The sequence below is a fragment of the Maribacter dokdonensis DSW-8 genome (genome assembly GCF_001447995.1).
Lineage (GTDB): Bacteria > Bacteroidota > Bacteroidia > Flavobacteriales > Flavobacteriaceae > Maribacter > Maribacter dokdonensis.
Genome location: NZ_LDPE01000001.1, coordinates 1,865,038 through 1,887,615 on the forward strand (window position 1 = coordinate 1,865,038; position 22,578 = coordinate 1,887,615).

16 protein-coding genes and 1 tRNA gene are annotated in these 22,578 nt (G+C 37.0%); 3 read left to right on the forward strand and 14 right to left on the reverse strand.

The window, feature by feature from the left end:
- The first annotated feature begins 103 nt into the window (after window positions 1-103).
- Window positions 104-2,368 carry an acyl-CoA dehydrogenase family protein gene (locus tag I600_RS08145; RefSeq protein WP_058103943.1) on the forward strand — a complete coding sequence of 755 codons (2,265 nt, stop codon included), beginning with the start codon at window positions 104-106 and terminating at the stop codon, window positions 2,366-2,368.
- On the opposite strand, the gene I600_RS08150 is transcribed toward I600_RS08145, so the two are convergent.
- The 9 genes from I600_RS08150 to I600_RS08190 all read right to left on the reverse strand — a co-directional run bounded on the left by I600_RS08150 (window position 2,365) and on the right by I600_RS08190 (window position 15,102).
- Entirely contained in the window at window positions 2,365-3,192 is an 828-nt protein-coding gene (locus I600_RS08150; RefSeq protein WP_058103944.1) for a GIN domain-containing protein, read from the reverse strand. The genes I600_RS08145 and I600_RS08150 overlap by 4 nt on opposite strands.
- Window positions 3,193-3,321: 129 nt before the next feature.
- Window positions 3,322-5,151 (reverse strand): cytochrome c oxidase subunit I, encoded by a 1,830-nt coding sequence (locus I600_RS08155; RefSeq protein ID WP_058103945.1) that lies wholly within the window; start codon window positions 5,149-5,151, stop codon window positions 3,322-3,324.
- A gap of 62 nt (window positions 5,152-5,213) precedes the next feature.
- Window positions 5,214-6,317 (reverse strand): cytochrome c oxidase subunit II, encoded by a 1,104-nt coding sequence (locus I600_RS08160; RefSeq protein ID WP_058103946.1) that lies wholly within the window; start codon window positions 6,315-6,317, stop codon window positions 5,214-5,216.
- Window positions 6,318-6,353: 36 nt separating this feature from the next.
- Entirely contained in the window at window positions 6,354-7,688 is a 1,335-nt protein-coding gene (locus tag I600_RS08165) for a hypothetical protein (RefSeq protein WP_058103947.1), read from the reverse strand.
- A gap of 15 nt (window positions 7,689-7,703) precedes the next feature.
- Window positions 7,704-8,264, reverse strand: a complete 561-nt coding sequence (locus I600_RS08170; protein WP_058103948.1) for a c-type cytochrome — start codon at window positions 8,262-8,264, stop codon at window positions 7,704-7,706.
- 2 nt (window positions 8,265-8,266) lie between these two features.
- On the reverse strand, window positions 8,267-8,797 hold the full coding sequence (locus I600_RS08175) for a DUF3341 domain-containing protein (RefSeq protein WP_058103949.1): 531 nt from the start codon (window positions 8,795-8,797) through the stop codon (window positions 8,267-8,269).
- A 2-nt stretch (window positions 8,798-8,799) separates the two neighbouring features.
- Window positions 8,800-10,545, reverse strand: coding sequence for an NrfD/PsrC family molybdoenzyme membrane anchor subunit (gene nrfD, locus I600_RS08180; RefSeq protein ID WP_082642913.1), 1,746 nt, complete (start codon window positions 10,543-10,545; stop codon window positions 8,800-8,802).
- Between the two features lie 32 nt (window positions 10,546-10,577).
- Window positions 10,578-13,697: a TAT-variant-translocated molybdopterin oxidoreductase gene (locus I600_RS08185; protein WP_058103950.1), complete on the reverse strand. Its 3,120-nt coding sequence runs from the start codon at window positions 13,695-13,697 to the stop codon at window positions 10,578-10,580.
- A gap of 34 nt (window positions 13,698-13,731) precedes the next feature.
- Window positions 13,732-15,102, reverse strand: coding sequence for a c-type cytochrome (locus I600_RS08190; RefSeq protein WP_058103951.1), 1,371 nt, complete (start codon window positions 15,100-15,102; stop codon window positions 13,732-13,734).
- A 232-nt stretch (window positions 15,103-15,334) separates the two neighbouring features.
- On the opposite strand from I600_RS08190, the gene I600_RS08195 reads away from it, so the two are divergent.
- The gene (locus I600_RS08195; protein WP_058103952.1) at window positions 15,335-15,706 is read left to right on the forward strand and encodes an SPOR domain-containing protein; all 372 of its coding nucleotides are present in this window, start codon (window positions 15,335-15,337) and stop codon (window positions 15,704-15,706) included.
- 56 nt (window positions 15,707-15,762) lie between these two features.
- On the opposite strand, the gene infB is transcribed toward I600_RS08195, so the two are convergent.
- The 3 genes from infB to rimP are packed head-to-tail and all read right to left on the reverse strand — an operon-like array spanning window position 15,763 to window position 20,337.
- On the reverse strand, window positions 15,763-18,588 hold the full coding sequence (gene infB, locus I600_RS08200) for a translation initiation factor IF-2 (protein WP_058103953.1): 2,826 nt from the start codon (window positions 18,586-18,588) through the stop codon (window positions 15,763-15,765).
- Between the two features lie 42 nt (window positions 18,589-18,630).
- A complete protein-coding gene (gene nusA / locus I600_RS08205) occupies window positions 18,631-19,863 on the reverse strand; it encodes a transcription termination factor NusA (protein ID WP_058103954.1) in 1,233 nt (410 codons plus the stop codon).
- 12 nt (window positions 19,864-19,875) lie between these two features.
- Entirely contained in the window at window positions 19,876-20,337 is a 462-nt protein-coding gene (gene rimP / locus I600_RS08210; protein ID WP_058103955.1) for a ribosome assembly cofactor RimP, read from the reverse strand.
- 221 nt (window positions 20,338-20,558) lie between these two features.
- On the opposite strand from rimP, the gene I600_RS08215 reads away from it, so the two are divergent.
- Window positions 20,559-21,884: a cation:proton antiporter domain-containing protein gene (locus tag I600_RS08215; RefSeq protein WP_058103956.1), complete on the forward strand. Its 1,326-nt coding sequence runs from the start codon at window positions 20,559-20,561 to the stop codon at window positions 21,882-21,884.
- 24 nt (window positions 21,885-21,908) lie between these two features.
- On the opposite strand, the gene I600_RS08220 is transcribed toward I600_RS08215, so the two are convergent.
- Both I600_RS08220 and I600_RS08225 read right to left on the reverse strand, forming a co-directional pair.
- Window positions 21,909-22,241: a hypothetical protein gene (locus I600_RS08220; RefSeq protein ID WP_058103957.1), complete on the reverse strand. Its 333-nt coding sequence runs from the start codon at window positions 22,239-22,241 to the stop codon at window positions 21,909-21,911.
- A gap of 254 nt (window positions 22,242-22,495) precedes the next feature.
- Window positions 22,496-22,566, reverse strand: a tRNA-Gln gene (locus I600_RS08225).
- Between the last annotated feature and the right edge of the window lie 12 nt (window positions 22,567-22,578).

Sequence of the window (22,578 nt, forward strand, 5' to 3'; positions counted from 1 at the left end):
CCCCATCAAAATGAAGACATATTATCTGTTATATTTAAAATAGAACATAGGTATTGTCTATTCAGATGAATTCAATATCAAGTAAAAATTGTAATTTCATTGTATGACAACAGAAATTTATACCGCATCGGTTTTACAGTACATACCTGTATTTTATATTATTTGGTCAGATGATCTTTTATCTGCATCGGAAATTAACGTGGCAGAAAATGCCATTTCAGAAGATAGTTCACTAACACTTGCCGACAAGAAACTATTAAAATCTTGGTTAGATGTTAATAATCCTCCCAAGGATAGTGTTCTTAAATCTTGGAAACAATTAATAGCCAATAGCGGTGTTAAATTGGTGGAGCACAACACTTATCCTTTAACCGCATTCAGCGAGAAAGTGGCTACACACTATCAAGGGGAAATACCATTTAATGAATGCATAAAAAATATTGAGGTCAATTTGGGTATACAACCCAATCACTACAACCATCTTTTTGATGTTCAAATTGACCTAGATTCAAAATCGGCACAATTTTCAGCAAAGCATATAGACTCCATTTTAAAAGGTGAACATGCCCAAACGATAGACCAATTTAGGTCTACATTAAATGACCCTATTTTTTCTTGGCAGATACGACGAAACAAAGAAGATTTTAGACAGCACGTTCTAGAACAAGTGAAATTTCTAGCACAAAAAGGTTATGGCGCTATGGCATATTCTGAAGACTATGGCGGAACCGATAATATGGAAGGTTACGCTCATATTTTTGAAAATATGATTTGGGCAGACGGAAGTTTAGCCATAAAATTTGGTGTTCAATTCGGTCTATTTGGGGGTAGCATACAAAAACTGGGCACAAAAAAACACCACAACACGTATCTAGCAAATACCGGCAAAGCATCATTGTTAGGATGTTTTGCAATGACGGAAACCGGTCATGGATCCAATGTACGCGGTATTAAAACAACAGCAACTTACAACAAGGAAAAAGATACCATTGTAATACACACACCGGGTAAAAATGACAATAAAGAGTATATAGGCAATGCCCTACACTCACAAATGGCATCTGTTTTTGCCCAATTGATCGTTAACGGAAAAAATGAAGGAGTACACGCCATATTGGTACCATTACGAAATAAAGCCCATGAGCTTTTACCAGGCATTACCGTAGAAGACAATGGTTATAAATTAGGGCTAAATGGTGTAGATAACGGCAAAATATGGTTTGATCAAGTAGAAGTGCCAAAAGAAAATTTGCTAAATAAGTATGGTACTATTCTAGCGAGCGGTGAATATTACTCAGAGATAAAAAATCCGAATAAACGGTTCTTTACCATGCTGGGAACGTTGGTTGGCGGTAGAATTTGCGTTGCAAGAGCCGGACTTGGCGGAGCTAAATTTGCTTTGACCGTCGCCATAAAACATGCGTTAAAAAGAAGACAGTTCAATGATAGTGTAAAAATACAGGAAGACCTTTTAATGGATTATCCCTCGCATCAATTACGTTTAACCCCATTAGTTGCCAGTGCCTACGTTTACCATTTTACCTTAGATAAAATGATGTCGTTATATTGTGACGAGTCTCAACCGGACAAAAGAAAAATTGAGACGCAAGTTGCTGGTTTGAAATCTATTATAACCTGGTATGCCAATGACACTATACAAGAATGCCGAGAGGCTTGCGGTGGCAAAGGCTACCTTATAGAAAATCGTATTGCAGACTTGAAAGGCGATGTGGATATTTTCACCACTTTTGAAGGCGACAACAATGTGCTATTACAGCTGGCCGCAAAAGGGGTTTTATCAGATTTTAAAGCCGAATTCAACAGCGCAGGATTTTCTACCGTTTTGAAACTTTTAAGCTCACAATTAAGTGATAAACTATCGACCATAAATCCAATGTACTCCAATAAAACCGACAAGGATCATTTATACAATCCTAAATTTCATGTACATGCACTTGAATATAGAACAAGAAGATTAACCTATACGCTTGCTATGCGCATTAGAGGATATATTAAAAAAGGAATACCCTCTTATCAAGCGTTCTTAAAGGTGCAGACACATTTAATGACACTTGGTAAGGCTTACAGCGCAGAATTGGCCTATAAATCATTCTTAGAGCACACCAACACCATTACGGATCCTGACTATAAAACACTATTTGAAAAAATCGGGACATTGCATGCTTTATATGAAATTAGAAAAGATGCATCATGGTATCTAGAACAAGGCTACCTGGGAGGAACAAAATCCAAAGCCATACGCCAAAGAGTAGAACGACTATGTACCGAACTTAGACCTCATTTAAACACCTTAATAGACGGTTTTGGCATACCAGACCACCTTATGACCGCACCTATTGCCAATTAGTTCTTCTCCTTTTCCAATCTAGAAGTATCTAAAAAATCTAAAATGGTAATCTCTGCATCACCGTATAACTTAGTTCTAGTAGCACCTTTAGAACTAAGTTGTATGGTATTTAAGGCACGCACTTCAACATCAGGTGAATCTTCGGCAATTACCAACACATCATTTGATTGTAAGTTAGAAGCTTTAAGGGCACTATTTCCATATAATTTCGCCATTAAAAAATCTGAAGTTCCCTCAACTTTAGCAGAGGCATTTTTATACATATAAATATTATTGCTTTCACCGGTGGTATATAACTTAACATCTATTCTATCCTTTAAAACGATATTTAAAGAATCACTTGCCAAATTAAAATCGCCAGAACTAATTTCCTCCATACTGACATCAATAATATCAGCAGTGGCGTTTAATTCCAATCTTGAAGTGCCAAAAGTCTGCACCCTGAGTTTATCCGTAGAGATAACATCCTTCATACTAATTTTACCGTTCAACATTTTAATACTGTTCAACTCTTGAAAAAAGATGGTAATCTCCAGTTTTCTCTTAGAGGTAATATTATAGAATGAGGAGATTTTCAACACCCCGTTATCGACCTTAAACTTTAGTACATCTACCAGATTGTCATCAAGCTCTAGGGCATAACCTTCATGTGATGCCTTTTGAATAACAATATCCAAATCATCTGCCAACTCTATTCCATAAAACGGTTCTAGGTCTTCTCTTACCTCAATAACATTCTTATTACCTTTAATTTTAGGCTTACGTTGTGAATAGCTTGTAACCCCAACTATTAATGCTACAAACAGAATGGCGAACTTTTTCATATAACTGTATTTTTAAATGAAGGTATTTAAATTTATGCAATAATAGAACAACTTAATAATATCCCAATAGTAATATAAAAAAAAGCCCAACTAAGTATAGTTGGGCTTTTATATAGAATAAGATTTTTTCTAGTGATTCAATTCCTCTTCATTTTCTTGCAAAGGAATATGTTGTGGTACATAATCCTGACCAGCGATGATATACTCACCGTTCTCATAGACCTTACTATAATCATAAGCCCATCTATGTACCTCAGGTATTGGTCCATCCCAGTTACCATGAACATGCTTTTGATCTGTTGTCCATTCCAATGTGTTGGATTTCCATGGATTTTTAGGACCTACTTTACCATAGAATATGCTATAGATAAAGTTAGCAACGAATACCAATTGAGCTGCAGCTGCAATAATAGCAAAAACAGTCATCAATACTTGAATATTAGTTAACTCATCGAACATAGGAAAAGCAGTGTTTTCATAGTACCTTCTTGGAACACCAGCCATACCGACAAAATGCATTGGGAAGAAAACACCATAAGCACAAACAGCAGTTACCCAAAAATGAACATAACCAAGATTCTTATTCATTAATTTTCCTTCAAACATTTTAGGGAACCAGTGATAAACTCCGGCAAAAAGACCATAAAGTGCAGATATACCCATTACCAAGTGGAAGTGAGCTACAACGAAATACGTATCATGAACGTTAATATCCAAAGTACTATCTCCTAATACTATACCCGTTAAACCACCCGTAATAAAGGTAGATACCAAACCAATTGAAAACAACATAGCCGGATTTAACTGAAGGTTACCCTTCCATAAAGTAGTAATATAGTTAAACGCTTTTACCGCTGATGGTATAGCAATTAATAAGGTTGTAAACGTAAATACAGATCCAAGGAACGGATTCATACCAGATATGAACATGTGGTGACCCCAAACAATGGTAGACAAGAAAGCAATTGCCATAATTGAAGCAATCATAGCTCTATAACCAAAAATTGGTTTACGAGCATTAGTTGACATTACTTCTGAGGTTATCCCCAATGCCGGCAATAATACAATGTACACCTCTGGGTGACCCAAGAACCAAAATAAGTGCTCAAATAAAACTGGAGAACCTCCTTGGTAGTGTAACACCTCACCTTGAATAAATATATCTGACAAGAAGAACGAAGTACCAAAACTTCTATCCATGATCAAAAGTAATGCTGCTGACAATAGAACAGGGAAGGAAATCACACCAATAATGGCTGTGATAAAGAATGCCCAGATAGTCAAAGGTAATCTTGTCATTGACATACCTTTTGTTCTAAGATTAATTACGGTTACAATATAGTTCAATGAACCAATAAGGGAAGACGCAATAAATATTGCCATAGACACCAACCACAATGTCATACCCATACCAGAACCTGGTTGCGCCATTGGCAGTGCACTTAATGGAGGATAAATTGTCCAACCAGCTGCGGCAGGTCCTGCTTCTACAAACAATGAAATAATCATTATAATACTAGATACAAAGAACATCCAAAAAGAAACCATGTTAAGGAATCCTGATGCCATATCTCGTGCACCAATTTGTAATGGAATTAAAAGATTACTGAATGTACCACTTAAACCTTGCGTAAGTACAAAGAACACCATGATTGTACCGTGCATTGTAACCAATGCAAGGTAAACATCAGCATCCATAACTCCGCCTGGAGCCCATTTACCCAATAATGCCTCAAATACCGGAAAAGATTCTCCTGGCCAAGCCAATTGCATTCTAAACAATAAAGACATTGCAATACCAATGAAACCCATTACCAATACACCCATGATAAAATATTGCTTAGCAATCATTTTATGGTCTTGGCTAAAGATGTACTTTGTTACAAAAGTTTCTTTATGATGATGTCCATGATCGTCGTGTCCGTGATCATCTACATGTGCATGTGCTGTTGCTGACATAATCGTAATCTTATTTTTTATTAATTTTCTTTAAATAGCTAAAATGACTTAAGAATAAAAGATTATTCTCCTACTGATACTGCGCTTAATGAATGAACTTCAGGACTAGATTCATCTTTCATTACCGTTTCGGCAAATGTTGATTGGCTCTTCATCCATTCATTATATTCCTCTTCGGTCTCTACGATAATCTTCATTTGCATATTGTAATGAGATTTACCACAAATTTTGTTACATAACAAAATGTAATCAAATTGCCATGGATCTATAGGTTCACCTGTAGCAGCTGCTTTCTCCGCGCGTATTTTATTTGTTCTTTTCACCTTATCCATGACATCTGGATTGGTTCTCATTTCCTCAGTAGTATAAATTGGTGTAAAAGAAAACTCCGTGATCATACCAGGAACACAGTTCATTTGTGCTCTAAAATGAGGCATATAAGCAGAATGCAGTACATCTTGTGAACGCATTTTAAAATTCACTTTTCTACCAACTGGCAAGTGAAGCTCTTTAACGATAACATCATCATGTGCATATGTATCAGCTTCATCCAAACCTAATACGTTAGCCTTGTCAATATCGATCATTCTAACATTTGCTCCACCTAAAACATTATCATCACCGCCATACCTAGCAGTCCAATTAAACTGTTGTGCATATAACTCAACGATTAGTGGATCATCCTCATCATTTACATCCATTATAGTGGTCCAAGTATATAAACCCCACAAAATAAGACCTGCCAAAACAATTACAGGAATTATTGTCCAGATAAATTCTAAACGATCATTATCAGCATAAAACAAAGCTTTTTGACCTTCCTTACCCGCATATTTATATCCAAAATAATGAAGTAACGCCTGAGTTATTGTTTGTACAATAAAAATGATAATAAAGGAAACCAACATTAAGTTGTCATACTCTTCACCATGTGCAGAACCTGCTTCAGGCAATAAAAATTTACCATATTTCCAGAAACTGAAAATGGTAATTCCGTATATGAAGACCAAGAACCCAAATAACATATATCCGTTATTCTTGTTATCGGTATCAGTAGCTATCTCGTACTTAGTAGTTTTAAGCTGTGATAATTCAAAGATTTTAGTCAATTGCCAAATGGCAATTGCTACAAGAACAAGAACAGCTAAAGTCAATAATGTCGTCATCGTATATATAAATGTTATACTTTACTTATTAATCTATTAATAGTGAAAGTGTCTACTTTCTTCAATAAACGGATTTCTCTTTGGTTGTAAAGGGGCTGTAGAAAGCGCTCTGAACACCCAGAATATAAATAATCCAGCGAAAAACAATACAGAACCTATTTCAGGAATACCAATGTACCAGTTCTTACCAACTGTTGATGGCATGATAGCATTAAAAATATCCATATAATGTCCTGCCAAAATTACTATACCTGTTAATATTACAAACCAGTTAATTCTTTTGTAATCACTATTCATTAGCAAAAGTACTGGGAACAAAAAGTTCATAGCAACCATACCAAAGAAAGGTAGTTTATAATCAGCTATTCTAGTTACATAATAAGTAACCTCTTCCGGTATATTAGAGTACCATATCAACATGAACTGTGAAAACCACAGGTAGGTCCAAAAAATACTAATACCGAACATAAACTTAGCCAAATCATGAATGTGACTATCATTAACATCTGGCAAAAGACCTTTTGATTTAAGATAAATGGTAACCATAGCAATCACTGTAATCCCAGATACAAACATACTTGCAAATATGTACCATCCGAACAATGTACTAAACCAGTGTGGCTCTACACTCATAATCCAATCCCAAGACATAATTGACTCAGAAATAAGATAGAATACCAAAAAAGCTGCAGATATTCTAAAATTCAATTTAAAATTAGCATTATCGTCAGACTCATCCTGAGCTAAGGATAATCTTCTAGAGTATTCTCTATATCCGATCCAACCTGCTAAGAAAATTGCAGCTCTTATTAAAAAGAATGTTGGATTCAAATATCCAGATTTGCCCTGCAATAAATGATCATGAGCAACTACATCTGCATCCATCCAAATAAATAAATGGTTCATATGTAATACAGAAAGCAACAATATAACGAACACAATAATTCCTCCTGGAACTAGGTATGCCGTAATTGCCTCCATTACCCTAAACAATAATGGCGACCAACCTGCCTGCGCTGCTCTTTGTATAGCATAGAAAGCCAAAACACCTAGAGCAATCATCATAAAGAAGAAGGCTGCAACATACAAAGCTGACCAAGGTCTATTTTTTAATTGATCTAACAAATGCTGATCATGAGAAGCATCGTGCTCCTCACCATGAGTATCTGCAACAGCATGATCATTTTCCTCTACTGCATGTTCTGCTTCAGCTCCATGTGCATCACCATGACCTTCATCATGACTTGCTACCATTTCTTTCGCTTCTGCTATAGTTCCAGGAGCCATAACAAATCCGCCAATAATCCCTAATGCACCTACTATCATTAGAACTATGGAAGCTATTTTAAGTCTATTTGAAAACGTATACATAGTATTGCTTACCTATTATTTGGTTAAATCTTGTTTCAATTTCATCACATATTCCGATACTTGCCACATCTCTTCAGTATTCATTTGAGAAGCATAAGACCCCATTGAATTCAATCCATAATGGATTGTATAATATGTAGATCCAACCGTCAAGTTTCTTACCGGGTCCGCATAACTAGGAACACCTAATATTTTTTCTCTTTTTACAAGTGTACCTTGCCCATCACCTTTATCACCATGACAAATAGCACAATAAATAGTGTAAAGTTGACCACCTTTCGCTAAGTTCTTTTCTACACTCATAGAATCTAATGGACTTGACTGAAGCCTAGCCAATTCTTTGCCCTCAGGGGAGTTTTCAATTTCATATGGCAACCACCCTCTATTAATTGTATTCGCCGGCGGCAACATAGCTTCGGACTGGTTTGGTAAAAAATCCGCCTCGCTATAAGCCTCATAACCTACAGACTCATACATGTTAGGCATATACTGATAATTAGGAACACTATCATCTTGACAAGAAGTTGCCACAATAGCTAGACCGAATATTAATGCTAATTTCTTAAAACTGTTCATATTTAATGACTGTTTTTTTCTGATATACTAATTTCAACTGCACCAGTATTCATTAATAAATCTCTTAATTCTTGCTCGTTGTCATGGATTTCAATCTCCATTAAAAAATGATCATCCGTAGTTCTTACATCTGGATTTTCTGCCTCTTTAAAAGGCCACAATCTACTTCTTAGGTAAAAAGTTATTACCATTAAGTGAGCCGCAAAGAAAACCGTTAATTCAAACATAATAGGCACAAAAGCCGGCATGTTCTCCAAATAGCTAAAACTTGGTTTACCACCTATATCTTGAGGCCAATCTTCAATCATGATAAAGTTCATCATTAAAACCGCCACTGTTAAACCTACACAACCGTATAAAAAAGCAGTGATAGCTATTCTTGTTGGCGCTAAACCCATAGCCTTATCAAGACCGTGCACAGGAAAAGGACAATAAACCTCCTCTATATGAAGCTTTGCCGCTTTAACCTTTTTAACGGCAAGCATTAGCACATCATCATCGTCGTAAAAAGCATGTATAACCTTAGATGCCATATTTATCTTTTGTTATTTAATAAAATTGATGCTTGTCCTGCCCAGTCATCACGTTGTGCTCTACCTGGGAAAGAACCTGTAATTGAATCTAAAAGATCATACTCGCTTTCAGTCATTCTAGCGACTTGAGCAAATGTATAGATTCCTATTTCATTTAAAGTAGCCTCCATTTGCGGCCCTATACCTTTAACCTTCTTCAAATCATCCGCCTCTTGTGTAGCAGGATCAAAAGTACCCACAGCACTCAACAAATCAGAAACACCTACTTTATCTCCGACAGATGGTACAACTTCACCCATCAATACATCATCAGTTACCTTTTCCTTCACCTCCACTTTAGCCGTTGAAATTTGATATAGAGGTTTCCCAGCATCTCTTAACACTTTGTATTTTTCACCAGAAGATTTCAATATAGATTTCACTTCTGCCTGAGCAATTACTGGGAATGTTCTAGAATATAACAAGAACAATACAAAGAAGAAACCAATGGTACCTATAAATATTCCAATATCAACAAATGTTGGTGAGAACATTGTCCATGATGATGGAAGATAATCCCTATGTAATGATGTAACGATAATTACGAATCTTTCGAACCACATACCTATGTTTACCACAATAGAGATAAAGAAAGAGAACATGATACTTGTTCTTAATTTCTTGAACCACATGAACTGTGGAGAGAACACATTACAAGTCATCATTGACCAGTAAGCCCACCAGTAAGGTCCGGTTGCTCTATTCAAGAATGCATACTGCTCATATTCCACACCAGAATACCATGCCATGAACAACTCGGTAATGTAGGCACATCCCACAATTGAACCAGTTAACATGATTACAATATTCATTAGTTCAATATGCTGAACCGTAATATAGTTTTCTAGGTGACACACCTTTCTCATGATGATCAACAAAGTATTTACCATAGCGAAACCAGAGAAGATAGCCCCTGCAACGAAATATGGTGGAAAGATTGTTGTATGCCAACCCGGGATTACCGAAGTAGCAAAGTCAAAAGATACAATGGTATGTACAGATAGTACCAAAGGAGTTGCCAAACCAGCAAGTACTAAAGATACTTCTTCAAAACGTTGCCAATCTTTTGCACGACCGCTCCATCCAAAACTCAATAAGCTATAAATTTTCTTTTGAAAAGGCAATACCGCTCTATCACGAATCATTGCAAAATCCGGCAGTAAACCTGTCCACCAGAATACCAATGAAACAGAAAGATATGTTGATATCGCAAATACATCCCAAAGAAGCGGAGAGTTAAAGTTCACCCACAATGATCCAAATTGGTTTGGAATTGGAAGTACCCAGTAAGCTAACCATGGACGACCCATGTGTATAATTGGAAACAAACCAGCTTGAACAACCGAGAAGATTGTCATTGCCTCCGCAGAACGGTTAATGGCCATTCTCCATTTTTGACGGAACAATAATAATACTGCAGAAATCAGAGTTCCTGCATGACCGATACCTACCCACCAAACGAAGTTGGTAATATCCCAAGCCCAGTTTACAGATTTGTTAAGACCCCAAGTACCGATACCGGTAGAGACCGTATAAATAATACAACCTACTCCCCAAAGAAATGCCACTAAGGCAATGGAAAAAACTATCCACCAGTGCTTGTTAGCTCTACCTTCTACAGGAGCAGCTATATCCACAGTTACATCGTGGTAGCCTTTGTCTCCAGTTACTAGGGGTTTACGTATAGGTGCTTCGTAATGCGACGCCATAGACTTTTGTTATAATTACTTTCTACTATTGTTTATGCTTCGTTGGTGTTTCTAACCTTAACGTGATAGAAAACATTTGGTTGAGTTCCTACATGCTCCAATAAATGATACATACGGTCACTCGCTTTTAATTCTGATACTTTACTCTTCTCATCATTAACATCACCAAATACAATGGCTCCATTACTACATGCAGAAGAACAAGCCGTTTGGAATTCTCCATCTTGAATAACACGACCATCTCTTTTAGCATCAAGAATTGTTTTTTGTGTTTTTTGAATACACATAGAACATTTCTCAATAACACCTCTTGAACGAACGTTAACATCAGGGTTCAATACCATTTTACCCAAATCATTGTTCATATGGAAATCAAACTCGTCATTATTATTATATAAGAACCAGTTAAATCTACGTACTTTATATGGACAGTTGTTTGCACAATATCTTGTACCTACACATCTGTTATAAGCCATTTGATTTTGACCTTGCCTACCATGTGAAGTTGCCGCTACAGGACATACAGTTTCACAAGGAGCATGGTTACAGTGCTGACACATTACCGGTTGGAATGCTACCTGAGGATTAGCGGAAGGATCTTCCAACTCACCAAAACCACCTAATGAACCATTATCACCAGATAAACCATCAAAGCCATCTTTTTTAGCGTTGTCACCTTCAAAGGTTTCTTCTGAAGAATAATATCTATCAATACGCAACCAGTGCATATCCCTAGACTTTCTTACTTCAGCCTTACCAACAACAGGAACGTTGTTTTCAGCATGACAAGCAATAACACAAGACCCACAACCAGTACAAGCATTCAAATCGATAGACATGTTAAAATGATGCCCTATTGTACGGTCAAAACTATCCCACAAATCAACAGATGTAGCAGGAACCTCTTGGTGATCTAAAGACACCACTGGAACTTCATTCCATTCAGCGTGATCTTTTGTATTAAATATCTCTAAAGTAGTTTCTTTAATGATATCACCTCTACCCATAAGGGTTTTATGCAATTGAATACAAGCAAACTCATGATTACCTGCAACTTTTTCAACACTTACGGATTGAATGTTACTAAACCCTTCATAAAGCTTAAAAGCATTTACTCCGGTCTGCATTTCCTCTTTTAAACCTACAGTTTTACCATAACCAAAAGAAAGACCAACAGTACCTTTTGCCTGCCCGGGCTGAACAACCACAGGAACTTTATCAAGACTAACACCGTTAACGGTAAGCTTAACATAGTTACCATCCATTCCACCGTTAGCAACATTTACATTTTCTACACCTAACTCAGCAGCATCGGCTTTTGAAATAGTCACATAGTTATCCCAAGAAACCCTTGTGATCGGATCAGGGAATTCTTGCAACCAAGGGTTACTTGCCTGCTGACCATCACCCATACCTACTTTAGAATACAAAGTAAGCTCCATACCCTCACTAGTGGTATTCGCCAAACTACGCACCGCTGATGCCAAAGAAGAATTCGGTGCAATTTCAGCCTCATCTTCAACTACATTAACATCTTGCACAACGCCTTCAGCACCAACAACCATGGTATCAGCCGTAAAGACACCATCTTGCAATGCCTGGTTCCAACTTGCACCATTAAGCACACTGCTAGACCAGGTATCTTTTATATAATCATAATACGTTTGCTCACTTCCCAGTAATTCTAAAACAACCGACTGAAATTGCTTAGTATCAAATAATTCTTTAATTGTAGGTTGCATTAAACTATAATGCCCCTTCTTAACTTGAAGATCACCCCAAGATTCTAAATAATGATTTGCAGCACCAACATATTGCACGGCTTCAGTAGTTTCGTTCCAATTTGTTGAAAAAGCAACACTAAGATCCACTTTAGACAAACCTTCCTTGAAATCCGCAGCATTTGGAAGCGAATACATTGGATTCACACCATCCATTAACAAAGCACCTACTCTACCGGCCTTCATATCAGAAATTAAGGCATTTACACTTTTCACATTACCTTTTCTAATATACTTAGGAGCACTAGCGTCATATGCCTTACTAGACAACATTTCATTTATCGCCAATACAACGGACTGCGCATTTACATCATCCAAACCAGTTACCACAACTGCATTAGAACCTGCTTTCTTGATTTCAGTAGCAATAGAATCTACCAATGCATCATATTCGGATGTATTACCACCCACAGAAGTTCCATTTAACTTACCGTACAACTTAGCTAATACCACTTTCTGCGCACTAGGCTTCATAGCTACACGCTTATCTGCATTAGCACCAGTCAAAGACATGTTTGCCTCTACTTGAATATGCCTAGACATTTTACCGTTCTTTGGCACTCGCCCTCTTGAATAAGCAGCATCATAACCACCACCCTGCCAATCAGCAATAAAATCAGCACCAAAAGAAACAATCACTTCAGCTTTCTCAAAATCATAATCAGCTAAAGCTCTTTCACCATACTTATTTTCAAAAGCGGTCAAAGCTGCATCTTCAGAAATTGCATCATAAGTTACATGAACAACATTTTCATTAGCCGCAACTAAATCAGACATTAAACGGTCAGTTGATGGACTTGCATATGTCTGTGTAAGTACAGCAACCTTTTTTGAAGAACCTTTAAGAGCCCCCATTTTAGATTTTAACGTAGCCTTCAACACATCCCACTCAACAGGCTCTCCGTTTGCCATAGGCCCCTGCAATCTTGTACTGTCGTACAAAGAAAGAACAGAACCCTGAACCCTTGCGTTTGCGGTACCCCCTATTTTAGCCAAAGTGTTATTCTCCACTTTTATAGGACGACCTTCACGCGTTTTTATCAATATACTTGCAAAGTCAAAACCATTTGCAATTGTAGTTGCGTAATAGTTAGCAACTCCAGGAACAATATTTTCCGGCAAAACCACATAAGGAATCGATTTTACAACCGGACCTTCACATGCCGCCAAAGAAGCTGCTGCGGTACTAAACCCAACATACTTTAAAAAATCTCTACGATTGGTGTTTGTAGAAGACAATGTTTCCTTATCACCCAAGAAATCATCAACAGGAATCTGCTCCACAAATTCATTCTGCTTAAGCGCCTCAACAATGGATTCGTTAGGATTTAACTCCGCTTCGTTCTTCCAATACTTTTTGTTTGATGCCATACGTATTATCTGTAATTAGCTTCTTAAATTATTATTAATAGTGACACTTACCACATTCCAGACCACCTAATTGTGCTGCTGTCAAATTCTCAACACCGTACTTTTTAGAAAGTTCTGCGTGAATTTTCCCGTAGTACTCATTGCCCTCAACCTTTACATTGGTCTCTCTATGACAATCTATACACCACCCCATAGTTAATGGAGCATATTGGTACATAATTTCCATTTCCTCTACCGGACCATGACAAGTTTGACACTCTACACCAGCAACCGATACGTGCTGAGAGTGATTAAAGTAAGCGAAATCAGGTAAGTTATGAATACGAACCCACTCTACCGGCTGGCTTTCACCTGTATACTTTTGGTTTGTTTCATCCCAACCAACGGCTTTATACAACTTCTTAATCTCACCAGTATAAAACTCATTAGTATATCCATTAGCCAAATCATCTTGAGATGGACCCTCTGGATTACCTGTATACTCATATATAGATTTATGACAATTCATACAAACATTCAAAGAAGGAATACCTGATGTTTTTGAAACCCTTGCAGAAGAGTGACAATACTTACACTCTATCTTATTATCACCAGCATGAATTTTATGAGAATAGTGAATAGGCTGAATAGGCGCATAACCCTGATCAACACCAACCTGCATCATCCAACCATAAGCAAAATACGCACTACCCAAAAGCAAGATTATTGCCGTTACCAAAACCAAAAATTGATTTTGAGCAAAAGCCTTCCAAATTGGAGTTCTTTTAGCAGCCGCTTCTTTTTCAACCACAATGCCGTTCGCCTGAGCAATTCGTTGCAATGTTTTGTTTACCAACAACAACATTATAACCAACAAACCAAAAACAAGCACCAGCGCCCCAAGAATAATTTCATTGGAAACACCAGAAGCATCACCTGAACCAGCAGATGCAGTTTCTGCACCTCCGGCAGCAGCAGATGGAGCAGCCGGTGGTGGCGCAGCGGTATACGCCAAAATATTATCTATATCACTATTTGTCAATGTTGGAAAAGCGGTCATTGCAGCTTGGTTGTACTCAGCATATACTTTATTAGCATAAGCATCACCTGACTTAATTACACCTGGACTATTCTTAATCCAAGCATACAACCACTCCCTATCTAAACCTTCATCTTCAGCCAATCTGCTTTCCACATCTTGCAATGCAGGACCGGTCATCTTACGATTTAACGCATGACAAGCAGCACAATTCTGATTAAACAAAGCTTTACCTTTTTTAGCGTCTCCGCCACCTGCGGTTTCAGTAGTCGCAGATTCAGCAGCAGCTTCATCCTGCGCTATTGACGGACTTGCAAAAAACAAAAATACAATTAGGGATAATCCTAAAATTTTAGAAAACTGATTTCGGTTCGGAACCTTTTTCATATATCGAATATTTCTATCGGAATCTTGGCATGATTTTGGTCATAGATGAAACCAAATTAAAATCCACCAAATGCCTAAATCGGAGACAAAAATACGACATAGACTTTATTTGAAAAATGTTAATGTATCTATAATTTATAATTTAGAAATATTCTAAATAAACAATGATTTATTTGTTTGAACCTTAATAAATTACTTTTGCACAGAAGGAAAATAAAACTTTAAAAAGATTATGAAAACACTAAGTACCCTCGTAATTTTTGCATGTATAACTCAATTTACTTACGCACAAGGTGCAAAAGTAACCATACAGCAAGACCAAAAGATAGACCAACTTCTAGAGGTTTATAAAACATCTTTAAGCAACAATGAGTACTATAGGATACAAGTAGGTTTTGGCAATTACGCCAAAGCAAAAGAAATAAAAGCGAATGTTGAGGAGGACTTTCCTGAATTGGTGTCAAAAATAGATTTTGACTCACCAACCTATCGGGTTAGGGTTGGGAGGTTTACTTCTAAATTGGATGCAGAAAGAAAGTTCAACGAAGTAAGAGTCAAGTATCCTAATGCAATGTTATTAAAACCAAAAAAATCGACCAAATAGGTCGATTTTTTTTTGCCTTATCTTAAAAGAACAAAACTAATTCCTTAAACAAATTCTTATTTAGATTTTAGTTTCTTCTTCACCGCAACTTCCTGGAACGCTTCAACAATATCACCTTCAATAATATCATTATAGTTCTTTATCTGAAGTCCACAGTCATATCCTTTTGCTACTTCTCTAACATCATCCTTAAATCGTTTTAAAGAAGCCAACGTACCAGTATAGATTACCACACCATCACGTATTAATCTAATATTAGAGTTTCTAAAGATTTTACCACTTGTTACCATACAACCTGCAATAGTACCTACCTTAGAAATCTTAAAGGTTTCTCTAATCTCAGCTGTACCAGAAATTTCTTCTTTCATTTCAGGTGACAACATACCTTCCATTGCATCTTTAAGGTCATTGATAGCAGAGTAAATAATAGAGTACATACGGATATCTATCTCCTCTTTCTCGGCAATTGCTTTTGCATTACCCATTGGTCTTACGTTAAAACCAATAATAACCGCATCAGAAGCCGAAGCCAATAACACATCAGATTCAGTAATAGGACCTACGGCCTTATGTATAATATTTACCTGAATTTCATCTGTAGACAATTTCTGGAAAGAATCTGTAAGTGCTTCAACAGAACCATCAACATCACCTTTAAGTATAATATTAAGCTCTTTGAAATCACCTAGTGCAATTCTACGTCCAATTTCATCTAACGTTATGTGACGTTGTGTCCTAACAGATTGTTCACGTTGTAATTGAGATCTTCTAGAGGCAATTTGTTTTGCTTCACGCTCATCTTCCAATACGTAGAATTTATCACCTGCTTGAGATGCACCATCTAAACCTAAAATTGAAATTGGAGTAGACGGACCTGCCGCTTTAATATTGTTACCCCTTTCATCTTGCATTGCCTTGATCTTACCACTTGTGGTACCGGCCAATACATAATCTCCAATTTTAAGAGTACCCGACTGAACCAATACTGTAGACACATAACCCTTTCCTTTATCAAGGAATGCCTCAACAACCGTACCGGTAGCAAGCTTATCCGGGTTTGCTTTAAGCTCTAACAACTCGGCCTCCAACAATACCTTCTCCAATAATTCTTTTACCCCTAAACCTGTTTTGGCAGAAATATCATGAGATTGAATTTTACCACCCCAATCTTCTACCAATAAATTCATTTGAGCCAAACCTTCCTTAATCTTATCTGGATTAGAAGTTGGCTTATCTATTTTGTTTATAGCAAAAACAATAGGAACACCTGCTGCTTGCGCATGACTAATAGCCTCCTTGGTCTGTGGCATAATGTCATCATCTGCCGCAACCACAATAATTGCTATATCGGTAACTTGTGCACCTCTAGCACGCATAGCGGTAAACGCTTCGTGACCAGGAGTATCCAAGAATGCAATACGCTCACCGTTCTCTAAGGTTACCCCATATGCACCAATGTGCTGGGTAATACCACCACTTTCCCCGGCAATAACATTTTCCTTACGGATGTAATCCAATAAAGATGTTTTACCGTGATCAACGTGACCCATTACAGTAACGATAGGAGCCCTATGTTCCAAATCTTCCGGAGCATCTTCCTCTTCTACGATACTTTCTTCTATATCCGCAGTAACAAAATCTACTTCATACCCAAATTCTTCAGCTACGATCGACAATGTTTCAGCATCTAAACGCTGATTCATGGTTACCATTATACCAAGAGACATACAAGCCGAGATTATCTCGGTAGTAGAAACCCCCATCATGGTAGCCACCTCACTAGCGGTAACGAACTCGGTTACCTTAAGAATTTTGTTCTCTAATTCTTGTTTTTCAAGATCCTTCTCCGTTTGCTCACGGTGCTGATCTCTTTTACTTCTTCTATACTTAGCACCTTTACCCTTTTTAGACTTACCTTGAAGTTTCTCTAGGGTTTCACGTACTTGCTTTTGAACATCTTCTTCAGTAGGCTCAACTTTTGCCACAGGAGCAAACCTTCCTCTACCTTTATTTCTATCACCAGAGCCACTGTTTCTATTTTGACCAGGCCCAGAAGTATTTTTAGTTACAATTCTTCTTCTACGCTTTTTACGGTCAGTATTAGATTTGTCTGCAGCTTTTTTATCTTCTTTCTTCTTCTTAGGCTTCTCAAACTTACTAAGGTCAATTTTTTCACCTGCAATTTTAGGACCTGATAATTTTTGATATTGGGTCTCTATTGTTTTTGGTGTATCATCTTCTGGAGCAGATTCTGCTTCAGTAGTTTTAACCTCCTCTTTCTTAGGCGCTTCCTTTTTAGGCTGTTCGGCTTTAGGCGTCTCAACTTTAGGACTTTCTTTCTTATCCTCTGTTTTTTGAACAGGTTGAGAAACTATTTTGGGTCCTTGCAGAACCACTTTTCTTGTTTCTTTAACCTCTACCTTTGGTGCAGCTTTTTCTTCAACCTTAGGAGCAACTTTCTCCTCAGCTTTAGGAGTTTCCTTCACCGGCTCTTCCTCTACTTTTTTCTTAGGATTCAAGTCAATTTTACCAACCATTTTAGGTCCGGCCAATTCAACTTTACCAACCAAAGTTTTGTCTTCAGCTTCAGAATTTCTTCGCTCACGGGCCAAGCGACGATCCTCCTGTTCTTTTTCCAATTGAACTCGAATTGCCTCCTTTTCCTTACGTTTTTCCTCTCCAACTTCCTTAGATGCAACTTTTTTACTCTTATCCGTCTGGAACTCGTCAAGTAAAACCTGATAAACATCATCGGAAATTTTAGTGGTAGGCCTCGCTTCCACATCATGTCCTTTCCCATTAAGAAAGTCCACTGCCCTATCCAAGGAAATATTAAGTTCACGAAGAACTTTATTAAGCCTTATTTTTGCATTGTCTGCCATAAATACTGATTCCCGTTCTTTTATTTAAGTGCTAATATATAGCTAATCTTCTAATTCTTCTTTTAGGATACGTACAACTTCTAAAATTGTTTCCTCTTCTAAATCCGTACGTTTCACCAAATCGTCTACATCTTGCTCTAAGACGCTACGCGCTGTATCAAATCCAATCTTCTTGAATTCCTCTATAATCCATGCATCGATTTCATCAGAGAACTCTGTTAACTCAACATCTTCCTCTACACCTTCACGGAATACATCTATTTCATAACCAGTTAATTGACCGGCCAATCTAATATTATGCCCACCTCTACCAATTGCTTTAGAAACCTCTTCTGGCTTAAGATAAACTTGAGCCGTCATTTTCTCATCGTTCAACTTTACAGAAGATACTCTTGCAGGACTTAATGCCCTTGTTACCAACAATTGTGGATTTGCCGTCCAATTGATAACATCGATATTCTCATTACCCAATTCACGAACTATTCCATGAATTCTTGAACCTTTCATACCAACACAGGCACCTACTGGATCAATACGGTCATCATAAGAATCCACAGCAACTTTAGCTTTCTCTCCTGGTATTCTAACCGCTTTCTTAACCGTGATCAAACCATCAAAAACTTCTGGTATTTCTTGGAAAAACAATTGCTCCAAGAACTTAGGAGAACTTCTTGACATTATGATAGTAGGTTTGGCACCTTTTAATTCTACACTTTCAATAACACCTCTAACATTATCCCCTTTTCTAAAAAAGTCCGAAGGAATTTGTCTATCCTTTGGAAGTATAATCTCATTACCTTCATCATCAAGCAAAATTATTGCCTTATGACGAATATGATGAACCTCTGCAGTATAAATCTCACCTTCCAAATCTTTAAAGTGCTTGTAAATCGTCGTATTATCGTGCTCATGAATTTTAGAGATCAAATTTTGACGCAATGCCAAAATAGCTCTTCTACCCAAGTCAATTAACTTTACTTCTTCAGACACATCTTCACCAACTTCAAAATCAGGCTCTATTTTACGAGCAGCGGACAATGAAATTTCCTCATTCGGCTCTTCAACCTCACCATCATTAACAACGATACGGTTTCTCCAAATCTCCAAATCACCTTTATCTGGGTTAATAATGATATCAAAGTTATCATCTGAACCAAACTTCTTTTTCAGCGCATTTCTAAAAACATCTTCCAAAATGGCCATCAATGTTACCCTGTCTATGAACTTATCGTCCTTAAACTCTGAGAAAGATTCAATTAACGCAATATTTTCCATTGGTAATTACAATTAAAATTTTAATACAACTTTTGCTTTAATAATATCTGAAAAATTTACTTCTTCTTTTTTCTGAACGGTCACTTTGCCTTTACCTATTGGCTTAGGCTCCCTAGCTTTCCACTCCAACACAATAGATTCATCTTTAACGGCAGTTAAATTGCCTTCAAATTTATCATCGTTGGTACGAACCTCCAGTTTACGTCCAATATTTTTTAAATATTGACGAGGCATAACCAAAGGTGCAGCCGCTCCAGCAGAGGCAACCTCTAAAGAAAAATCATGTTCATCACGGTCTAAATTATGTTCAATAGCCCTACTTATCTTAATACAATCACTGACCGTAACCCCATGGTCACCGTCTATTACCACATGAATGCTATTATCTGCACCCATTGTAAAATCGATTAAAAACAGGGAGGGATCTTCTTGAAGACCTTGTTCCAATAATTCTTTTACTTTTTCCTTTAGCATAAATAATAAGTAATAAAAGAGGGGACTAATTGTCCCCTCATGAATACTTTTATATCCTTTCAGCATTGCAAATATACAACAAAATTAATTTCCTACAATACCACACCCACACCTAATTCATTCATTTTGAAAACAATTAATAAAATAATAAATCTTCATAAGATTACCGCATTTTAGAAATTATATTATTTTTAACAGAACACCAACCAAAACAACACCTGATGGAAATTCTATCTTCGTACAACCTAATAATAGGAGCATCCTTAATTGTAGTATTATCATTCTTTTTTAACGGAATTTCCAAGAAAACGAACATACCAGCGGTTTTAATGCTCATTGTATTAGGCATACTTATTAAAATAACGCTTGAATTTTTCATTCCTGAAATACCAGACTTTAAAGGCTCTTTAGAAATTTTAGGTACCGTGGGCCTCATTATGATAGTGCTTGAGGCAGCTTTAGAACTAGAACTGAAAAGAGAAAAGTTATGGCCCATAATTAAATCTATGGCTGTTGCATTAATTGGCTTAGTGGGTTCTGCATATGTAGCAGCATTGATTTTACACCAATTTATACCGAACATGACCATGCAATCCGCATGGCTTTACGCAACCCCTTTATCCATATTATCCAGCGCCATAATTATTCCGAGCGTAGGCGGATTAGCTGAAGAAAAAAAGGAATTTCACATCTATGAAAGCACATTTTCAGATATAATGGGCATAATGATGTTCTATTTTTTAACCGGCAAATTAAACCCCGCAGAAGATACAGGCGCCTCGGGCTTTGCCTTAAACCTAGTTCTTACCATAGTTATTGCCCTTGTAGCCAGTTACGCCATAATATTGGTATTCCAAAAAATTAAAAGTCAGGCTAAACTATTCCTACTCATAGCGGTACTTCTTTTACTATATGCCATCGGTAAAAAGATGCATTTGTCTTCTTTAATAATCATCCTTGTTTTTGGACTTATCGTTAAGAATGTAAATTTATTTTTTCCTGGTAAGACCAAAATTTTCTTGGAGTCTGAACGAATGCAACAAATATATCACGAGCTACATATAGTAACATTGGAAACTGCTTTTGTAGTACGGACTTTCTTCTTTGTTATATTTGGAATCACCATTGTGCTTTCATCACTGTTAAGTATCAATGTTGCAATTGTTAGCCTACTCATTATCGCATCTATCTACGCCATACGTTTTCTGGTTTTAATGATATTTGTAGGGAAGGATATGCTACCACAATTATTTATTGCTCCAAGAGGCCTTATAACAGTTCTTCTATTTTATGCCATACCTAGCGAAGCTCAAATTGAAGGGTTTGAATCTGGTATATTGCTGTTCGTGATTATTGCCACAAGTTTAGTAATGACCTGGGCAATGATAAAGGACAAACGAAAAATGGGCACTTTACTAGACGAAATAGATGAAGAAATTACTGAAAGAAATTTAACAGAAGATGCCATAAGGGCTTCTGAAGCCATCGCACCTACAGAAACTGAAGGAGAAAACCCCCAGACGGACATATTTGAAAATAACCGTTAAATCTTAAAACACAAGCTCCGTTTCTTATTGAGGTCCAAAAGAAGCATGTTGTTCTTGGTGTTCACCGTAAGCTTGTGGTTCGGTATTTTCCAAACTATCCACCTCTTTACGAAAACGAAGTATCATTAAAGTATCTAATTCTTGATCAATGCTATCTTTTAACACTCGCCAGTTACTAGAGTTCATTTTATTATTATACTCCATGATTTTATTGAACCGCTCTAAATTATAACGATTGGCCTTCCAGGCATGAGCGGTACTTTCTTCATGTTTCACATCTTGCAAATAGAATCCTATTCCAAATCCAAGCACAACAACGACCAATAATATCTTTAAAACTTTTGGAGAGAGTTTCATAAGGTTAAGTTCTTTAGGGTACTAAAGTATATAATAACAACACCGAAATGGTTTCTTTTCCGATGAATTTGTAACGTTATTAGATTAAATGTACAAAAATACTGACACACTGTTAACCATTTCTTCACATTAGGATACCTAAATTGTATCATTTGCCAAATTTTGCACAAATTTACCACTAGAGAAATGACAAAGGTCATAAAAACAAAAAATCCTAACATCAATTGACATTAGGACTTTATTTGTTCTCTTAGTTGGCCCACAAGGACTCGAACCTTGAATGACGGTACCAAAAACCGGAGTGTTACCATTACACCATGGGCCAATACCTTTTTAA

Excerpts from the sequence above, each read along its gene's own strand:
- I600_RS08145 (WP_058103943.1), top strand. The coding sequence starts at position 104 with ATGACAACAGAAATTTATACCGCATCGGTTTTACAGTACATACCTGTA.
- I600_RS08150 (WP_058103944.1), bottom strand. The coding sequence starts at position 3,192 with ATGAAAAAGTTCGCCATTCTGTTTGTAGCATTAATAGTTGGGGTTACA.
- I600_RS08155 (WP_058103945.1), bottom strand. The coding sequence starts at position 5,151 with ATGTCAGCAACAGCACATGCACATGTAGATGATCACGGACACGACGAT.
- I600_RS08160 (WP_058103946.1), bottom strand. The coding sequence starts at position 6,317 with ATGACGACATTATTGACTTTAGCTGTTCTTGTTCTTGTAGCAATTGCC.
- I600_RS08165 (WP_058103947.1), bottom strand. The coding sequence starts at position 7,688 with ATGTATACGTTTTCAAATAGACTTAAAATAGCTTCCATAGTTCTAATG.
- I600_RS08170 (WP_058103948.1), bottom strand. The coding sequence starts at position 8,264 with ATGAACAGTTTTAAGAAATTAGCATTAATATTCGGTCTAGCTATTGTG.
- I600_RS08175 (WP_058103949.1), bottom strand. The coding sequence starts at position 8,797 with ATGGCATCTAAGGTTATACATGCTTTTTACGACGATGATGATGTGCTA.
- nrfD (WP_082642913.1), bottom strand. The coding sequence starts at position 10,545 with ATGGCGTCGCATTACGAAGCACCTATACGTAAACCCCTAGTAACTGGA.
- I600_RS08185 (WP_058103950.1), bottom strand. The coding sequence starts at position 13,697 with ATGGCATCAAACAAAAAGTATTGGAAGAACGAAGCGGAGTTAAATCCT.
- I600_RS08190 (WP_058103951.1), bottom strand. The coding sequence starts at position 15,102 with ATGAAAAAGGTTCCGAACCGAAATCAGTTTTCTAAAATTTTAGGATTA.
- I600_RS08195 (WP_058103952.1), top strand. The coding sequence starts at position 15,335 with ATGAAAACACTAAGTACCCTCGTAATTTTTGCATGTATAACTCAATTT.
- infB (WP_058103953.1), bottom strand. The coding sequence starts at position 18,588 with ATGGCAGACAATGCAAAAATAAGGCTTAATAAAGTTCTTCGTGAACTT.
- nusA (WP_058103954.1), bottom strand. The coding sequence starts at position 19,863 with ATGGAAAATATTGCGTTAATTGAATCTTTCTCAGAGTTTAAGGACGAT.
- rimP (WP_058103955.1), bottom strand. The coding sequence starts at position 20,337 with ATGCTAAAGGAAAAAGTAAAAGAATTATTGGAACAAGGTCTTCAAGAA.
- I600_RS08215 (WP_058103956.1), top strand. The coding sequence starts at position 20,559 with ATGGAAATTCTATCTTCGTACAACCTAATAATAGGAGCATCCTTAATT.
- I600_RS08220 (WP_058103957.1), bottom strand. The coding sequence starts at position 22,241 with ATGAAACTCTCTCCAAAAGTTTTAAAGATATTATTGGTCGTTGTTGTG.